We start from the raw sequence: 16,940 nt of genomic DNA, 5'->3' as shown, positions 1-16,940 counted from the left end.
CCTTCTCATGCCTAAACAGGTCATTATTCCGCCCGGCAGCGGCACGCCGATAGCCCCTTTTTCACCCGGCGCGCTGGCGGACGGCGTGCTGTATGTTTCCGGCACGCTGCCGTTCGACGCGCAAAACAATGTGGTCTGTCCGGGCGATGCGGCGGCACAGACGCGTCACGTGCTGGAGATCATCAAGGGGGTGATCGAAACCGCGGGCGGCACGCTGGAGGATGTCACCTTCAATGCGCTGTTTCTTACCGACTGGCAGCACTATGCCGCCATTAATCAGGTCTATGCCGACTATTTTCCGGGAGATAAGCCCGCGCGCTTCTGCATTCAGTGCGGGCTGGTCAAACCTGAGGCGCTGATCGAAATTGCCACCACCGCCCATCTCGCTAAGTGAGGCCATGATGCGTATCGACATTTCCGGCCGCTGCGACAGCGGCGCCCCGACCATCGTGCTGGCCGCCGGTCTTGGCGGCCTGGGCAGCTTCTGGCTGCCGCAGATGTCGGCGCTGCAGCAGCGCTATCGGGTCGCGACCTACGATCAGCGCGGCACCGGCAGCAATCCGGATAGTCTGCCGGAAGGCTATAGCCTGCGCGATATGGCCGCCGAGCTGGCGCAGGCGCTAAGCGATGCGGGCATTGCACGCTTTGATCTGCTGGGGCACGCGTTAGGCGGGCTGATTGGGCTGCAGCTGGCGCTTGACTATCCCGACCGCCTGAACCGGCTGGTGGTGGTTAACGGCTGGCTGACGCTGGACGCCCATACGCGCCGCTGTTTTCGCGTGCGTCAGGATCTGCTGCTCAATGTCGGCATAGAGGCGTACGTGCGGGCACAGCCGCTGTTTCTCTATCCCGCCGACTGGCTCGCCGCCAGTCAGGCGCGGATTGAGGCCGAGGAGAGCCTGCAATGCGCCCATTTCCAGGGAATGGAAAATCTGCTGCGGCGCCTGCATGCGCTAATGAGCGCCGACTTTCATTCCCGGGCCACGGCGATTGTCCAGCCGGTGCTGGCAATTTGCGCGCGCGACGATCTGCTGGTGCCCTGGACCTGCTCGCAACAGCTCTGCCGCGCACTGCCCAACGCCTCGCTACGCCAGATGGACTGGGGCGGCCATGCGATGAGCGTTACCGACAGCGCCACTTTTAACGCCCTGCTGCTGGCCTGGCTTGACGCCGCGCCGGTAACGACTGCCCGGCACGCCAGCCGCGTCGCCTGAACCGATTAAGGAGCCATTATGTCGTCATCCGCCTTTGTCCCCGCGCTCTCCGGCGTGGAGAAACAGGATTTTCGTAACGCCATGTCGCGCCTCGGCGCCGCCGTCAATATCGTCACTACTGACGGGCCGGGTGGGCGCGCCGGATTTACCGCCTCGGCCGTGTGCAGCGTTACCGACGCGCCGCCCACGCTGCTGGTCTGTGTTAACCGATCCGCCTCGGTCTGGCCGGCGTTTTCGCAAAATCAGGTGCTGTGCGTCAACACGCTGGCGGCCGGCCATGAGGCGCTGTCGAATCTGTTCGGCGGCAAAACGCCCATGGAGACGCGCTTTCTCGCCGCCGGCTGGCACACGCTGGCAACGGGCGCGCCGATTCTGGACGACGCCGTCGCCTCTTTTGACTGCCGTATCAGCCGAACCGTCAGCGTGGGTACGCACGATATTCTGTTTTGCGAAGCCCAGGCGCTGGTCTGCAGCGCGCAGGGATCCGGCCTGATCTGGTTTGATCGTGGCTATCACCACCTGTTGCGACAGGCAGCGAGTTAACGCCGCCGCGACGGCACATTATCCCTTTGCAGGAGAAAAAAATGGCCCGTTCCTGGTTTCCTCAATGGCATAAAAAAACGGCGGTCGGTGCCGGGAGCATTATCGCACCCGATGAGACGCTGCCTGCCGGACAGACGCTGATCCTCGGCCTGCAGCACGCCGTGGCGATGTTCGGCGCCACGGTGTTGATGCCGCTGCTGATGGGGCTGGATCCCAATCTGTCGATCATGATGTCCGGCGTCGGTACGCTGCTGTTCTTTCTGATCACCGGCGGACGGGTGCCCAGCTATCTGGGATCCAGCGCCGCGTTTGTCGGGGTTGTGATCGGCGTAACCGGCTTCAACGGTCAGGGACTGAATCCGCACCTCGGCGTGGCGCTGGGCGGCATTGTCGCCTGCGGCCTGCTCTATACGCTGATCGGCGTGGTGGTAATGAAGGCAGGTACACGCTGGATCGAACGGCTGATGCCGCCGGTCGTCACCGGGGCGGTAGTGATGGCGATTGGCCTCAACCTGGCGCCGATTGCGGTGCGCAGCGTTTCAGCTTCGCTGTTCGACAGCTGGATGGCAGTGTTGACCATTCTCTGCATCGGTTCGGCGGCGGTGTTTACGCGCGGCATGATCCAGCGTCTGCTGATTCTGGTGGGGCTGATGGCGGCCTGGGGCTGCTATGCCCTGTTGACCAACGGGCTGGGGCTGGGCAAGCCGGTCGACTTTAGCCTGGTGGCGCAGGCTCCGTGGCTGGGGCTGCCGCAGATTACCACGCCGGTCTTCTCCGCCTCCGCTATCACCCTGATCGCGCCGGTCGCGGTGATCCTGGTGGCGGAGAACCTCGGCCATCTCAAGGCGGTGGCCGCGATGACCGGCCGCAATCTTGATCCTTATATCGGGCGCGCCTTTGTCGGCGACGGGCTGGCAACGCTGCTCTCCGGTAGTCTGGGCGGCAGCGGCGTGACCACCTATGCCGAGAATATCGGCGTGATGGCGGTCACGCGCGTCTATTCGACGCTGGCGTTTGTCGCCGCTGCCGTTATCGCCCTGCTGCTCGGCTTTTCGCCCAAGTTCGGCGCGCTGATCCACACCATTCCCGCGCCGGTGATCGGCGGCGCCTCGATTGTGGTGTTCGGCCTGATCGCCGTAGCGGGGGCGCGCATTTGGGTGCAAAACCAGGTGGATTTAAACCAGAACGGCAGCCTGATCATGGTGGCGGTGACGCTGGTGCTGGGCGCAGGCGATTTTGCGCTGCGCATTGGCGACTTTACGCTCGGCGGCATCGGTACGGCGACCTTCGGTGCCATTCTGCTGCATGCGCTGCTGCGGCACCGCGCCGCGTCGCTGCCCGGCGCCGATATCGCGCGCCAGCACCGCTAGCCTTTACTCTTCCCGGATCTCTTCCCGGACGGCGGGCGGCGCCTCTGCCCGCCTTTTCAACCGTATTTCGCTCACCAGTACGCCCAGCACGATCAGCGCGCCGCCAAGCAGCGCCGCGCCGGGCAGACGCTCGCCAGCGATGCGGCCCACGACGCCCGCCCATACCGGTTCGCCGGCGTAGATGACTGTCGCGCGCGTCGGCGACACGCTGCGCTGTGCCCAGTTCATGGTGACCTGGATCAGCGCGCTGGCGACACCCAGCCCCAGAGCGCTCACCCAGAGCCAGGGCGACATCGTCGGCAACTGCTCGCCGTTGGGCGCCATCAGCATAAAGGAGAAAAGCGATGCCACCGCCAGCTGCACGATTGTGACACGCCGGATATCCACTTTGCCGGCGCTGGCGCTGATTAAGATGATTTCCGCCGCGATCGCCAGCGTGCTGAGCAGCGTCGCCAGCTCGCCATGGCTAAAGGCCAGCCCGCCGCTTTCCGGCCCCGCCACCAGCAGCAGGCCGCCAAAAGCGAGCGCGATACCGCCCCAGGACATCACGCCCGGCATTTTGCCCAAAAAGGCCCACTGCAGCAGCGGCACCAGCGGCACATAGAGCGCGGTAATAAAAGCGGACTGGCTGCCGGAAATGGTCTGCATGCCCCAGGTTTGCAGGCCGTAGCCGCAGCCGATGGCGATGCCGATCCACAGCCCGGCCGTCAGCTCACGGCGCGTAAAACGCCCCAGCCCGCGCAGGGAAAATAGCAGCAGCAGCGAGGCGGCGGTGGCGAAGCGTACGCCGACGAAGAAGAATGGCCCGCTCAGGGTCATCGCGTGATGCACCACCATAAAGGTGCCGCCCCAGATCATCGTAATAAAGATCAGAATGGCTTCCGGCAGGGTGAGACGCCATTTGTAGCGTGAAAAACAGCCTATCATATTCAGAAAGTCCTGAAAAACAGTGGCGCATAGTGTGCTTTTCCCGGCGCGACAGGTCAATCCTGCGATGCGTCCAGGCAAGCTCGCTGTCTTCTTCTATACTGATTTACTGTTGTTATCTTTCATTGCTACAGGAGAACGTTATGACCCAGAAACAATCCCAGCAGAGCAAAGACGATCCGAAACAGGCGCCGGAATCTGGCGATAAAAAACCGGATACCTCGAAAAAATAAGCGGGCCGACTGACATCGTCGGGTAAGTCGTCAGCTATCACAAGACACATGCAACAGGGGGTCGAACTATGGCGAAAATTCTGGTGCTTTACTATTCAATGTATGGACATGTTGAAACCATGGCGCAAGCGGTCGCTGAAGGCGCACGTAAAGTTGACGGCGCTGAGGTTACCGTAAAGCGGGTGCCTGAAACCATGGATGCTGAGCGCTTTGCTCAGGTCGGCGGTAAAACCGATCAGGATGCGCCGGAAGCGACGCCAGAAGAACTGCCGCAGTATGACGCCATTATTTTCGGTACCCCTACCCGTTTCGGCAATATGTCCGGCCAGATGCGCACTTTCCTTGACCGCACCGGCGGGCTTTGGGCCTCCGGCGCGCTATATGGCAAGCTGGGCAGTGTCTTTACCTCTACCGGTACCGGCGGCGGACAAGAGCATACCCTCTCTTCCACCTGGACGACGCTGGCCCATCACGGCATGGTGATCGTTCCTATTGGCTACGGCACGAAAGAGCTGTTCGATATCGGCCAGGTGCGCGGCGGCACGCCATACGGCGCCTCCACCTATGCCGGCGGCGACGGCTCGCGTCAGCCTTCGGAAGAGGAACTGAATATCGCCCGCTTTCAGGGTGAACATGTCGCCCGTCTGGCGGTAAAGCTGAGCGGATAGTCTCAATCAACACAGGAGAACATTATGGCAACGCAACAATCCAAAGCACATCACGTCGGCGAATGGGCAAGCCTGCGCCATACCTCACCTGAGATTGCTGAGGCAATTTTTGAAGTGGCGAATTACGATGAAAAGCTGGCCGAAGAGATCTGGCGCCAGCAGGGCAATGACGAAGTGCTGTTCCGCGCTTTCGATAAAACCGAGGCCGACGTCCTGACCTGGGATGATACGGTCGTCGAACGTAAAAACGTCTGAGCCACGCAATGCCATTCAGGGGCGGGAATTTCCCGCCCTGTTTATTTTTAGCCAGTGAAAAGGAGCCTCCATGTCTACCTATCAATCTGTAAACCCCGCCACCAATGAGGTGATCAAAACCTGGCCTGCGCACAGCGACGACTATGTCGAATCGGCGCTGGAAAAAGCGTGGCAGCTCTGGCGGTCCGACTGGTCAAGAGGCCCGATTCAGCCGCGCATTCAGGTACTGCATAAACTGGCGGATCTGATCGACAGCCGGGCGGAGGAGTTAGCGAAAGTCGCCAGCGTTGAAATGGGTAAATTGCTGAAGCAGAGCCGCGGCGAAGTGGCGATCTGCGCGCAGATCGCGCGCTATTATGCCGAGCATGCGGAAAAGTTCCTGCAGCCGGTCCCCTATCCTACCGAGCTGGGCGAAGCCTGGGTCGAATACCATGCGTTGGGCGTGCTGGTCGCCGTCGAGCCGTGGAACTTCCCTTATTATCAGCTGATGCGTGTTCTCGCCCCTAACCTGGCGGCGGGGAATCCGGTGCTGGCGAAGCATGCCGCCATCGTGCCGCACTGCGCCAGCCTGTTTGAAGAGTTGGTACGCGAAGCGGGCGCGCCTGAAGGGGCATGGACCAACCTGTTTATCTCCAGCGATAAGGTGGCTGAACTGATCGCCGACGATCGCGTGCAGGGCGCCGCGCTGACCGGATCCGAGCGCGCTGGCAGCGCCGTGGCGCAGCAGGCGGGCAAATACCTGAAGAAAACCACGCTTGAGCTGGGCGGCAACGATGTCTTTGTGGTGCTGGATGACTGCGATCTTGATGAGGCGGTCAAACAGGGTACCCAGGCGCGCCTGAGCAACGCCGGGCAGGTCTGCACCGCGGCGAAACGCTTTATCGTGCAGCGCAGCGTTTACGATCGTTTCCTGGCGAAATTCACCGACGCCTTTAAGGCGATGAAAATCGGCGATCAGCTGGATGAAAGCACCACGCTCGGTCCGCTCTCTTCCGCCAGCGCGCGCGACACGTTAGCGGAACAGGTGGAAAATGCGGTTAAACAGGGTGCGACGCTACACTACGGTGGCACCGCGATTGACGGTCCGGGCTGTTTTTATCAGCCGACGATTTTAACCAATATTACCCGCGACAATCCGGCTTACTTCGAAGAGTTTTTCGGCCCGGTGGCGCAGGTTTACGTGGTGGAAAACGATGATGAGGTGGTAAAACTGGCGAACGATTCCCACTACGGGCTGGGCGGCGCGGTGTTTACCGGTGATATCGCCCGCGGCAAACGTCTCGCCTCGCGCATTGAAACGGGCATGGTATTTATCAACTCTGCCAGCGATACCGCCGCGGAGCTGCCGTTTGGCGGTATCAAGCGTTCCGGTTACGGACGTGAGCTGTCCGATCTCGGCATCAAAGAGTTTGTTAACCAGAAGCTGGTCGTGGTATCAGGCCAGTAGCCACAGGCGAATGGGCCGTTTGATGGCTGCAGCCTGACGGACGGCAAGCGTAAAAAAAGGGAGCCATCGGCTCCCTTTTTTACTGCGCTCAGCGGATTATGCCGCAGGCGTGGTCTCTTTTGCCGGCGACTGCGGGGCTTTATCCGCATCAGCGTTCGGCGCAGTCTGCGGTTTCGGCTGGCTGGCCGGCGCCGCTTTCTCCGCTGCAGCCTTCTCTGCCGCGGCTTTCTCTTTAGCGGCTTTCTCTGCGGCCGCCGCTTTATCTGCCGCCGCCTTATCTGCCGCCGCCTTTTCTTTAGCAGCCTTCTCTGCCGCCGCTGCTTTATCAGCGGCTTTCTTATCCGCTGCCGCTTTCTCTTTCGCTGCGTTATCGGCAGCCGCTTTGTCAGCGGCCGCTTTCTGCTGCGCTGCGGTCTCGGCAGCGGCTTTATCCGCCGCCGCATCTTGCTGCGTCGCTGCAGCGTCATTGGCCGCCGGCTTTTCCGCCGCCGGCTGCAACGCGGTGCCCTGCAGCGCCGCGTTCAGCACGCCGCTGAACTGCTGCCATGAACAGAAGCCATTGGCGTCCGTCTCGCAGCCGTTAAGCTGCAGCGTCACGCGCTGTGGCGGATTTTTCAGGCTCAACACTTCGCTGTCGCGCAGCTGATCGGCCGTCTGATAAACATATTCGATTTTGACCAGATCCTTATCCGCCTTCGCATCGTGCCAGCGTTCAAACACCACCTGGCCGCCAATCGGCGTTTTCTCATACTGGCCCGGCAGCGTATAAGGCTTCACATCCAGCGCCGCCAGCAGCGAGGCGATATTGGAATCGTGCCCAACCATCAGCATTACCTTCGGCGCAGCGGCTTTATCCTGATCAACCAGCTGGCTGCGGATATAGTCAATCAGCGGCGAAGCGACCTCGCGCGCAATCTCCGGTGAGGAGAACAGCGCATCCTGATAGCCGTTTTTAATCGCGGAAAGTGCCTGCCACTGCTCAGGGGTTTTAATCTGTCCCCAGGCGATCTGATCCAGCGGGAAGCCCTGATAATATTGCAGGGTAAAGGCATCCACCAGCGAGTTGCCCACCTTCAACGGACCCGTGACATTCGGCTCTTTGCCGTTTTCCGCACTGAATTTATTCTGGTTATCGCTGCTAAGCGTACACTGTTTTTTTCCGTCGCAGGCCGGCGAGTTTTTGTAATCGATGATTTTTTCCAGCTGCTGGAAGGCGGGCTTCAGGCTGAGCTTCTCCCCTTGCGCATTCATCGCCGCCAGCGCCTTCTTATTAAACTCGTCGCTGTCGTTAGTGATGGCCGGGTTAAATACCGGATCCATGGTGCCCATCTCATCCTGGTGGGTCACCGCAACATCGCAGCCCGGGAAGGCGCCGGTGACAAAATATTGGGCGGTGGCGACGGTGCGCTGCAGGCTGTTCGCATAAGCGAAAACCTCGTTTGTTTGCGGACAGGCGTCGGCTTTAATCAGCCCCTGCTGCGCCAGCCACGCGCGGGTATAGCGCCCCATATAGACTTCCAGCACGCCGCCCTTGGTGGTTAACTCGCCGCCCGGCACTTCCCACTGCGGCCAGGACTTTTTGGTGGCCTGCGCCAGTACGCTGCCATTATCCGCCAGCGGCGCGCGCAGGTTATGGCGGCTTAACATAAGTACCTGCTGGAGTTGCAGATCGCCATCAGCGGCCTGAGCGGAAAATCCTAAGGGTAACGCCGCAATAACCGACAATGCGCAAAGACTGAGTTTTTTGATCATTGTTACTGTTCCATTCGATCCGATGATGACTTGCTGACTCCTGACCGGAGGTGTGAGAGCCGATATCAGGTATGACGCGCCGCCTGGGCCGCGAATACAGGCCTTATATCGTATCAGGACTATAGCAGACGCGCGACACCGCGGTTGAGTTACGCCAGCCAATTGAAAAGCAACGGGATGTTTTTCGGACTTGCGCACCTTTTTTACCAACGGCGCCAGCGGGGGAAAAGCGGATGGCGGCGACGGGGAAAAGCGCGCTCGGGAAAAGGAGACGCACCCACCAGCGCCGAAAGCGGGCAACAAAAAAGCCAGCACGTCTGTGCTGGCTCTGAAATGTGGCGGAGGAGGAGAGATTCGAACTCTCGGATGGTTTCCCATCGGCGGTTTTCAAGACCGCTGCCTTAAGCCACTCGGCCACCCCTCCGCAAGACCATCTGCAACCGCGATTGCTGACGTGTCATATTGTGCGACGCAGTCTAACGGCTTGATTCTGCTTGTGCAAGTCCCTTTAAAACAAAAAATGTCTGACTGATTATTTTCGCAGCGCAGCGGTGAAAACCGCAGCAGCGGGACTTGACGGCAAAACGAAAACGGGCCAGCATCGCTGCTGGCCCGTCATAAATTCGATGGCGGAGGAGGAGAGATTCGAACTCTCGGATGGTTTCCCATCGGCGGTTTTCAAGACCGCTGCCTTAAGCCGCTCGGCCACCCCTCCGCAATGAGCCGAACTATAAACACCCCTCAGGGTAATGTAAATAGCAAAGCTGACCGTTCGCCTGAAAAACAGCCAACGGCGGTTTTTTTGCTGCCATTATCGCCAGTCGGCTCACAAAATCAGCGGCTTCACGCGTAAAGAAGGGTAAAACGCCTTTTCCCTTTTTCCCCCGCTTCGTATGCTCTGCGCTAAGATTGTGACCCCTGTATGAGGTGCATTATGGATCGTATCGTTTCCCGCTCTGGTGCCGGCACTTCGCTGCTCAGCACCCATAAAGTTTTACGTAATACCTATTTTCTGCTGGGGCTGACGCTGGCCTTCTCTGCCGCGACGGCGACCGCCAGCACGCTACTGAACCTGCCCGCGCCGGGCCTGATCCTGATGCTGGTCGGTTTTTATGGCCTGATGTTTCTGACCTATCGCCTGGCGAACAGCCCGACCGGCATTCTGGCCGCCTTCGCCTTTACCGGCTTCCTCGGCTATAGCCTGGGGCCGATCCTGAATTCGTTTCTCTCCGCCGGCATGGGCGACGCTATCGCGCTGGCGCTCGGCGGCACCGCGCTGGTCTTTTTCTGCTGTTCGGCCTATGTGCTGACCACCCGCCGCGATATGTCATTCCTCGGCGGTATGATGATGGCGGGCTTTGTGGTGCTGCTGGTGGCGGTGATCGCTAACCTGTTCCTGCAGCTGCCGGCCTTGCAGCTGGCAATCAGCGCGTTGTTCATTCTTTTCTCCACCGGCGCTATTTTGTGGGAAACCAGCAATATCATTCACGGCGGCGAAACCAATTATATTCGCGCCACCATCAGCCTCTATGTTTCGCTGTATAACATCTTTATCAGCTTGCTCAGCATCCTCGGCTTCTCGTCGCGCAACGACTAAGCCAGCCACGCTGCCCGCCTTATCCAGCCCCGCTCTGCGGGGCTTTGTTTTTTCGTCGGCGGCAATTTTGCTAAGATAGGCACAGTTTCCATTATTGAGGTCATACCGTGCTGTTCGAAGGCAAAGAAATCGCGCGCGATGCGCAGGGTTATCTGTTGGATCCGGCCGACTGGAGCGAGGCGCTGGCGCTGCAAATCGCCGCGGAAGAGTCGATTGAGATGAGCGATGCGCACTGGGAAGTGGTGCATTTTGTTCGGGCGTTCTATCTGGAATTCAACACCTCGCCCGCCGTGCGCATGTTGGTGAAAGCGATGGCGCAGAAGTTCGGCGAGGAGAAAGGCAACAGCCGCTATCTGTTTCGTCTCTTCCCTGACGGCCCGGCAAAGCAGGCGACCAAAATCGCAGGCCTGCCGAAACCGGTGAAGTGCCTGTAACGAAACAGGCGCCCTTCTTTACTCGTTTAGCCGGTGGTGAAGCGCTGCGGCGTTTCTGCAGGCTGATGCGGTTCAGTCAGAACGCGATCGACGCGCGCGCTACGCGGCCCACCCGCTTTTAACCACGTCAGCAGCTGCTCCAGCTGCGCGCTATCGCCGCAGGCCAGCACCTCTACGCTGCCGTCGTCCAGATTGCGCGCGTAGCCGGTTAATCCCAGCTGCTGCGCCTGCGCCTGGGTGCTGTAGCGAAACCCCACCCCCTGCACCCGGCCGTGAACCCAGGCTTTTATGCACTGCTGCGTCATTGCGCCCTCCTGCGATGTAGGTTGATTGCATTTTTCCGGTATCCACCGGACAATGTCGCCTCATTTTCCGTTGGTAAGCATAGCAAAATATGACTGTTCGATTGATTCTCGCGAAGGGCCGTGAAAAGTCCCTGCTCCGTCGTCACCCCTGGGTCTTTTCCGGCGCCGTCGCCCGGATGGAAGGCAAAGCCCAGCGTGGCGAAACCATTGACGTCTGCGACAGCCAGGGCAAATGGCTGGCCCGCGCCGCTTTTTCTCCCGATTCGCAGATCCGCGCGCGCGTCTGGAGCTGGCAGCAGGATGAATCCGTCGATATCGCCTTTTTTGTTCGTCGTCTGCAGAGCGCGCAGCAGCTGCGCGACTGGCTGGCGGCGCGCGACGGCCTCGACAGCTATCGCCTGATCGCCGGCGAATCGGACGGCATGCCGGGCGTTACCGTCGATCGTTTCGGCACCTTTCTGGTACTGCAGCTACTTTCCGCCGGCGCGGAATACCAGCGTCCGGCGATCGTCTCTGCGCTGCAGCAGTGCTATCCCGAGTGCAGCATTTACGATCGTTCCGACGTATCGGTACGTAAAAAAGAGGGGCTGGCGCTGACGCAGGGTCCGGTAAGCGGCGAGCTGCCGCCCGATCTGCTGCCGATTACCGAACACGGCATGAAACTGCTGGTGGATATCCGTACCGGCCATAAGACCGGTTACTATCTGGATCAACGCGACAGCCGTTTCGCCACGCGCCGCTATGCGCAGGACAAACGCGTGCTGAACTGCTTCTCCTATACCGGCGGCTTTGCGGTTTCCGCACTGATGGGCGGCTGCCGCGAAGCGATCAGCGTCGATACCTCTCAGGCCGCGCTGGATGTCGCGAAGCAGAACGTCGAACTGAATGGTCTGGACCTCAGCAAAGCGCAGTTCCTGCGCGAAGACGTGTTCAAACTGCTGCGCAGCTATCGCGACAGCGGCGAAAAGTTCGATCTTATCGTGATGGACCCGCCGAAGTTCGTGGAAAATAAAAATCAGCTGGCGGGCGCCTGCCGCGGCTATAAAGATATCAATATGCTGGCGATGCAGCTGCTCACCCCGGGCGGTATGCTGCTGACTTTCTCCTGCTCCGGCCTGATGCCCACCGATTTATTCCAGAAAATCATCGCTGACGCCGCCGTAGATGCCCGCCGTGATGTACAATTTATAGAGCAGTTCCGCCAGGCGGCCGATCACCCGGTGATCGCCAGCTATCCTGAAGGGCTTTACCTGAAAGGCGTCGCCTGTCGCGTGCTGTAACTTGAAAACGATGCCTTTGCCGCCATATTGGCAGTAAAGGCAATGTTTGACAGGAGGTATTGATGATTGCCAGTAAATTTGGAATTGGTCAGCAGGTGCGTCACAAGATGCTGGGCTTTCTGGGAGTGGTGGTTGATGTCGATCCCGAGTACTCGTTAGACGATCCTGGCGTGGAGGATGTTGACGCCAACGACGCGCTGCTTGCTGCGCCCTGGTATCACGTGGTCACCGAAGATGACGACGGCGAGCCGATCCATGCTTATCTTGCCGAAGCCCAGCTCTCGGGCGAACCGCAAATCCTTCATCCCGAACAGCCTTCGCTGGATGAACTGGCGGAGTCGGTGCGTCAGCAGCTTATGGCGCCGCGTTTGCGTCACTAACATCTGCCGAGGTTATGTCGGGCAGCGTCGAAGCAGGTCAGGCAGGCCTGATTTGGCGATGCTCGTCAGGCCTTTTTCTCTGCTTATTTGTGCTTCAGTAATCCCAGCCGCGGGATCTCAATCTTTGGACAGCGATCCATCACCACGTTCAGCCCGGCATCCGCCGCCAGCGTTGCCGCCTGCTCATTGATCACGCCCTGCTGCAGCCACAACGTTTTCGCGCCGATGCTAATCGCTTCCTGCGCCACGCCCCAGGCCGCCTCCGAATGACGGAACACATCCACCATATCCACCGGTTCCGGGATATCCGCCAGCGCGGCATAGACTTTCTGCCCCAGCAGCGTCTGTCCCGCCAGACCCGGATTTACCGGGATAACCTTATATCCCTGCTGCAGCAGCCAGGCCATCACGCCGTAGCTGGGGCGGTGCGGCTGGTCGCTGGCTCCCACCAGCGCAATGGTACGGGTTGAAGTCAGTACATCGGCTATCATTTGGTCGTTCATCAGCATCTCCTGAGGTGATTCGTTCTCCCATTCTAGGCGAATTCTGCTGCGTCAATGAACAGGCGGTACGGATGAGCGCATTTAGCGATTCAGGGCACAAAATAATATGTTAAAATGTTAACACGCTGCCATAATGTAAGAATTTGATACATTCACTGCCGGGTTTCCCGTGCGCCTTTTGGAGAAATAATGAAGCTGCGTTTGATCTGCTCAGGTTTGCTTGCGTTGCTGTTCGCAACATCCTGTTACGCGACTACGCTCAGGCTCGATCCCGATATCGATTTGCTGGTGCTGGACGGACGCAAAATTTCAGGCTCACTGCTTAAGGGCGCCGAAGGACTGGAACTGGACAATGGCGAGCATCAGTTGCTATTCCGCGTTGAAAAAAATCTGGGTCCGACCCACAACGGCGCACGCCGCAGCTATATCTCCGATCCGCTGATTGTGACCTTTATCGCTAAAGCGAAATCGATCTCCGTTCGCCTGCCGCAGCTTGATACCCTGCACGACCGCCGCCTGTTTGATAAAAACAGCGCCTTTATCCTGGTGGATGAAAAAGGCGAGACGGTATCAAGCCGCCGCGATCGCCTCCCCTTGCGCAACGGAGAACAAACCGACCTGGAAAAAGCGTTGATGGCCTATAACCGCAACGGCCAGATCGCTTCGGTACCGCGTTTCGCGCAGCAGCCGCCGTTAAGCGTCAGACAGGAGAAGTTCCCGGTTGATGTGGTCGGCGCTAACCTCCCTGCCGAACAGCTTTTACAGCTGTGGTTTCATCAGGTCGACAGCGCCACGCGCCAGCGCCTGGTGATCTGGATGAAGGCGCTACGGGCAAGTTGATGTTTAGCGTACGGCAGGGGTAAACTCGGTTCTGTTTCCTTTTTTACCTTATCTCAACAGGATGCCTGAATGGAGCAGACCAGCCGTACCCTTGCCGAAGCGAAAAAAATTGCCCTGGTGGCGCACGATCACTGTAAATCCTCTCTGCTCGAATGGGTCAGCCAGCATACCGCGCTGCTGGGTGCGCATACGCTCTACGCGACCGGCACCACCGGCAACCTGATCCAGCGCGAAACCGGCCTTGAGGTGAACGCCATGCTCAGTGGCCCGATGGGCGGCGACCAGCAGGTGGGCGCCCTGATTGCTGAAGGAAAAATCGACCTGCTGATTTTTTTCTGGGATCCGTTGAATGCCGTGCCGCACGACCCTGACGTCAAAGCGCTGCTGCGCCTGGCGACGGTATGGAATATTCCCACCGCCACTAACCGCTCCACCGCCGATTTTTTAATTAACTCGCCGCTGTTTAGCCAGGCGGTGGCGATTCAGATCCCCGATTATCAAAATTACCTGCGCGCGCGCCTGAAATAACCCGCCGTATCGGCGGGTCTATGGCTTACGCAATAGCGGCACGCCCAGGCGTTTAAACACCTCGACAAATACCGATGGCTGCTGCCGGTTATAGAGCAGCCATACCTGCTGTTTCGCCCGCGTCAGCGCGACATAGGCCAGCCGGCGCTCTTCCGCATCGGGAAAATCTTCCGGCTGAGGCAACAGCCCCTCTTCCAGCACCGTTTCACGCGCGGCGGCGGGAAAGCCGTCACTGCCTGCCTGCAGACCAAGCAGAATCACGTAATCCGCCTGCTGCCCTTTACTGGCGTGAATGGTCATAAAATCGAGCAACAGCTTCGGCCAGCGCGTTTTGGCTTTGCTTAGCAAAGCGGGTCGCAGATGATGATAACGCCCCAGCAGCAGCACACGCTCCTCTGGCGCGGCATAGCCGCTGATTTTATCCAGCAGCGCCTCCAGCTTATCGTCAGGCAGCAGCGAGATCGCCTTTTTAGTGCCTTTGCTCACGCTGTTAAGCGGTTTTACCAGCTGATGCGGATTTTCCTGCACGAAGCGCGTAGCGATGTCGCCGATGCGATCGTTAAAACGATAGGTGGTCTCCAGCACGCAGCGATCGCCGGCGCCGAAATAGTGATGGAACGCGGTAGTCAGGCTCATTTCCGCGCCACTGAAGCGGTAAATCGCCTGACAATCGTCGCCAACGGCAAACAGGCTGGTCTGCCGGTTTTGCTTGCGCAGCGCGGCCAACAGCGCCGCCCTTTGCGGTGAAATATCCTGAAATTCATCCACCAGAATATGCTTCCACGGGCTGATAAAGCGGCCTTTCTCCAGCAGATTGATCGCCTGATGCATCAGGCCCGGAAAATCCACGGCGCCCTCGTCTTTCAGCGCGCTTTTCCAGGCCTTCAGCAGTGGCGCCATCAGCTTTATGCGCCTGGCGAAGCTGTCGCGCACCGCTTCAGGTGCATCGGCGATCATCGCCGCCTGGGCGCCACCATGCATGCGCATCAGTCCAAGCCAGCGCTCCAGCCGGCTGGCGAGCCGCTGGGTCAGCCTTTCGTCCTGCCAGAAATCGCCTTCCGGCACTGTCCATTCCAGCTCTTCCGTCAGCCACTGGCGCCAGCCGCTGGCGTGAGCTTTTTTCTCCGCACACTGCTGGCGCCAGGTCTCAATCAGCAGCTGACGCCGCGCTTCGTCGTCGCTTTCCAGCCGCGAGATGACCGGTTGTTTCTTGCTGCCTTCGCGAATGATGTGCAACGCCAGCGAATGAAAGGTGCGCGCCTCAACAGGCTCATGCGGCAAACGCGCGCTGATACGCTGGTTCATCTCTTCCGCCGCCTCGCGGCCAAACGCCAGCAATAAAATCTGCTGCGGCTGCGCCTGTCGACGCTGCAGCAGCCAGCCCGCGCGCGCCACCAGCACCGAGGTTTTGCCGCTGCCGGCGCCCGCCAGCACCAGCAGCGCATCTTCGCCGTTGACCACCGCGCGCGCCTGCGAGGCATTGAGCGGCGTCGACTCTACCGTCGCGAAAAAATCCGCATGCTGCTCCAGCATGCGTTCGGTCCAGGCAGCGTTGCGCCGGGCCAGCATCGCTTCGCCGCTGCGCAGCCACTGCTGACACTGCAGGCCAGGCTCGCGGCAGTTGTCAAAACTGTCGAGGCGGGCGACCGGCATCGGCAGCGCGCTAAATGCCTCTTCTATTTTCGCCTGCATCTGCGCCAGCTCGCTTCGCTTCAGCCAGCTATCCTGCGCTTCGATTTGCTGCAGCTCAGCGATTGTTGCGGTTAGCACCCCGGCGCTGATAACGCTCATCTCGGCGCTCCACTGCTGCCATGCATGCGTCAGGTAGTGGTAAAAACGCTGCGTCTCCTGCCACTCGGTGCCGTGCAGCCGCACCACCTTTTCATCCGGCAGCGTGAACTCCAGCTCGCCCCAGATCACCCCGCGTTTGCATTTCACCTCCAGCAGCTGATTAAACGGGATCAGGTACTCATGTTTTTCACCGCTGACTTCCACTCCGGCGCTGAGCAGCCGCACCCGATTATAGGGATGCTGCGCCAGATGTTTGCCAAGCGAGGTTGCTTTTAATTCCATGCGTGATAACCAAAGTTAGGCGGATTCTGTTGGTGGCTAGTCTACCGGTCTGCAGTTTACCGCTCCACCGTTAAAACAGGTTACAATCAAACGCTGTTATCTTTGATTCATGCCGTTTTCTACAGGAAACCGTAATGCGTACCGTTTTGAATATCCTTAATTTTGTGCTGGGCGGTTTCTTTACCACCCTGAGCTGGCTGTTCGCCACCCTGGTCAGCATCGTGTTGATCTTTACCCTGCCGCTAACGCGCTCCTGCTGGGAAATTACTAAACTCTCTCTGGTGCCCTATGGCAATGAAGCGGTACATGTTGATGAGCTACGCCCCGATCAACGCAACGCGCTGCTGAACACCGGCGGCACGCTGCTTAACATTTTGTGGTTTATCTTCTTCGGCTGGTGGATCTGCATTTCCCATATCATGATCGGGATCGCGCAGTGCATCTCTATTATCGGCATCCCGGTCGGCATCGCTAATTTCAAGCTGGCGGCGATCGCGCTCTGGCCGGTGGGACGCCGCGTGGTCTCCACCGAAGAAGCGCGCGCCGCGCGTGAAGCTAATGCGCGCCGCCGTTATCAGTAAGGTGACAACG

General features: G+C 59.4%; 19 protein-coding genes and 2 tRNA genes. 14 read left to right on the top strand and 7 right to left on the bottom strand.

Annotated features, from left to right (window positions below):
* Positions 1 to 7 precede the first annotated feature (7 nt).
* From rutC to rutG, 4 genes are read left to right on the top strand one after another with little or no spacing between them, the layout of a single operon-like run.
* Positions 8 to 394: a pyrimidine utilization protein C gene (gene rutC / locus C2E15_RS07950; protein WP_104956890.1), complete on the top strand. Its 387-nt coding sequence runs from the start codon at positions 8 to 10 to the stop codon at positions 392 to 394.
* 7 nt (positions 395 to 401) lie between these two features.
* Complete coding sequence (gene rutD / locus C2E15_RS07945; protein WP_104956889.1) at positions 402 to 1,214, top strand: pyrimidine utilization protein D; 813 nt, start codon at positions 402 to 404, stop codon at positions 1,212 to 1,214.
* Between the two features lie 18 nt (positions 1,215 to 1,232).
* A complete protein-coding gene (gene rutF, locus C2E15_RS07940) occupies positions 1,233 to 1,757 on the top strand; it encodes an NADH-dependent FMN reductase RutF (protein ID WP_104956888.1) in 525 nt (174 codons plus the stop codon).
* 41 nt (positions 1,758 to 1,798) lie between these two features.
* Entirely contained in the window at positions 1,799 to 3,127 is a 1,329-nt protein-coding gene (rutG, locus tag C2E15_RS07935) for a pyrimidine utilization transport protein G (RefSeq protein WP_104956887.1), read from the top strand.
* Between the two features lie 3 nt (positions 3,128 to 3,130).
* On the opposite strand, the gene C2E15_RS07930 is transcribed toward rutG, so the two are convergent.
* A complete protein-coding gene (locus C2E15_RS07930; protein ID WP_104956886.1) occupies positions 3,131 to 4,054 on the bottom strand; it encodes a DMT family transporter in 924 nt (307 codons plus the stop codon).
* A 301-nt stretch (positions 4,055 to 4,355) separates the two neighbouring features.
* On the opposite strand from C2E15_RS07930, the gene wrbA reads away from it, so the two are divergent.
* The 3 genes from wrbA (at position 4,356) to C2E15_RS07915 (ending at position 6,657) form a co-directional block, all read left to right on the top strand.
* Positions 4,356 to 4,955 carry an NAD(P)H:quinone oxidoreductase gene (wrbA, locus tag C2E15_RS07925; protein WP_104956885.1) on the top strand — a complete coding sequence of 200 codons (600 nt, stop codon included), beginning with the start codon at positions 4,356 to 4,358 and terminating at the stop codon, positions 4,953 to 4,955.
* Positions 4,956 to 4,979: 24 nt separating this feature from the next.
* Positions 4,980 to 5,210 (top strand): YccJ family protein, encoded by a 231-nt coding sequence (locus C2E15_RS07920; RefSeq protein WP_038626927.1) that lies wholly within the window; start codon positions 4,980 to 4,982, stop codon positions 5,208 to 5,210.
* Between the two features lie 70 nt (positions 5,211 to 5,280).
* A complete protein-coding gene (locus tag C2E15_RS07915) occupies positions 5,281 to 6,657 on the top strand; it encodes an NAD-dependent succinate-semialdehyde dehydrogenase (RefSeq protein ID WP_104956884.1) in 1,377 nt (458 codons plus the stop codon).
* Between the two features lie 96 nt (positions 6,658 to 6,753).
* Here C2E15_RS07915 and agp read toward each other — a convergent pair whose 3' ends face one another.
* From agp to C2E15_RS07900, 3 genes are all read right to left on the bottom strand, one after another.
* Complete coding sequence (gene agp / locus C2E15_RS07910; RefSeq protein ID WP_104956883.1) at positions 6,754 to 8,409, bottom strand: bifunctional glucose-1-phosphatase/inositol phosphatase; 1,656 nt, start codon at positions 8,407 to 8,409, stop codon at positions 6,754 to 6,756.
* A 336-nt stretch (positions 8,410 to 8,745) separates the two neighbouring features.
* Positions 8,746 to 8,833: transfer RNA gene (locus C2E15_RS07905), tRNA-Ser, on the bottom strand.
* A 203-nt stretch (positions 8,834 to 9,036) separates the two neighbouring features.
* Positions 9,037 to 9,124 (bottom strand) — tRNA-Ser (locus tag C2E15_RS07900).
* Positions 9,125 to 9,343: 219 nt separating this feature from the next.
* Between C2E15_RS07900 and yccA the strand changes: the two genes are divergently transcribed.
* On the top strand, positions 9,344 to 10,006 hold the full coding sequence (gene yccA, locus C2E15_RS07895; RefSeq protein WP_104956882.1) for an FtsH protease modulator YccA: 663 nt from the start codon (positions 9,344 to 9,346) through the stop codon (positions 10,004 to 10,006).
* Positions 10,007 to 10,113: 107 nt separating this feature from the next.
* Positions 10,114 to 10,440 (top strand): sulfurtransferase TusE, encoded by a 327-nt coding sequence (tusE, locus tag C2E15_RS07890; protein ID WP_104956881.1) that lies wholly within the window; start codon positions 10,114 to 10,116, stop codon positions 10,438 to 10,440.
* A 26-nt stretch (positions 10,441 to 10,466) separates the two neighbouring features.
* Here tusE and yccX read toward each other — a convergent pair whose 3' ends face one another.
* Entirely contained in the window at positions 10,467 to 10,745 is a 279-nt protein-coding gene (gene yccX / locus C2E15_RS07885) for an acylphosphatase (protein ID WP_104956880.1), read from the bottom strand.
* Between the two features lie 89 nt (positions 10,746 to 10,834).
* Between yccX and rlmI the strand changes: the two genes are divergently transcribed.
* Together rlmI and hspQ are read left to right on the top strand one after the other, a co-directional pair.
* Positions 10,835 to 12,025 carry a 23S rRNA (cytosine(1962)-C(5))-methyltransferase RlmI gene (gene rlmI / locus C2E15_RS07880; RefSeq protein ID WP_104956879.1) on the top strand — a complete coding sequence of 397 codons (1,191 nt, stop codon included), beginning with the start codon at positions 10,835 to 10,837 and terminating at the stop codon, positions 12,023 to 12,025.
* Positions 12,026 to 12,087: 62 nt separating this feature from the next.
* A complete protein-coding gene (gene hspQ, locus C2E15_RS07875) occupies positions 12,088 to 12,405 on the top strand; it encodes a heat shock protein HspQ (RefSeq protein ID WP_104956878.1) in 318 nt (105 codons plus the stop codon).
* Positions 12,406 to 12,488: 83 nt separating this feature from the next.
* On the opposite strand, the gene C2E15_RS07870 is transcribed toward hspQ, so the two are convergent.
* The gene (locus C2E15_RS07870; protein WP_167391844.1) at positions 12,489 to 12,908 is read right to left on the bottom strand and encodes a CoA-binding protein; all 420 of its coding nucleotides are present in this window, start codon (positions 12,906 to 12,908) and stop codon (positions 12,489 to 12,491) included.
* Positions 12,909 to 13,097: 189 nt separating this feature from the next.
* Between C2E15_RS07870 and C2E15_RS07865 the strand changes: the two genes are divergently transcribed.
* Complete coding sequence (locus C2E15_RS07865; RefSeq protein WP_104956877.1) at positions 13,098 to 13,748, top strand: DUF2057 family protein; 651 nt, start codon at positions 13,098 to 13,100, stop codon at positions 13,746 to 13,748.
* Between the two features lie 69 nt (positions 13,749 to 13,817).
* Complete coding sequence (locus C2E15_RS07860; RefSeq protein ID WP_104956876.1) at positions 13,818 to 14,276, top strand: methylglyoxal synthase; 459 nt, start codon at positions 13,818 to 13,820, stop codon at positions 14,274 to 14,276.
* Positions 14,277 to 14,294: 18 nt separating this feature from the next.
* Here the strand turns inward: C2E15_RS07860 and helD are convergent, their stop codons facing one another.
* Positions 14,295 to 16,349 (bottom strand): DNA helicase IV, encoded by a 2,055-nt coding sequence (helD, locus tag C2E15_RS07855; protein ID WP_104956875.1) that lies wholly within the window; start codon positions 16,347 to 16,349, stop codon positions 14,295 to 14,297.
* Positions 16,350 to 16,483: 134 nt separating this feature from the next.
* Here helD and C2E15_RS07850 point away from each other — a divergent pair, with 134 nt between their 5' ends.
* Complete coding sequence (locus tag C2E15_RS07850; RefSeq protein WP_104956874.1) at positions 16,484 to 16,930, top strand: YccF domain-containing protein; 447 nt, start codon at positions 16,484 to 16,486, stop codon at positions 16,928 to 16,930.
* Positions 16,931 to 16,940: the final 10 nt, after the last annotated feature.

The sequence above is a fragment of the Mixta gaviniae genome (assembly GCF_002953195.1).
GTDB classification, from domain to species: domain Bacteria; phylum Pseudomonadota; class Gammaproteobacteria; order Enterobacterales; family Enterobacteriaceae; genus Mixta; species Mixta gaviniae.
Note: the sequence above shows the minus strand (reverse complement) of the source record. Positions and strands in the feature narration are given on the sequence as shown.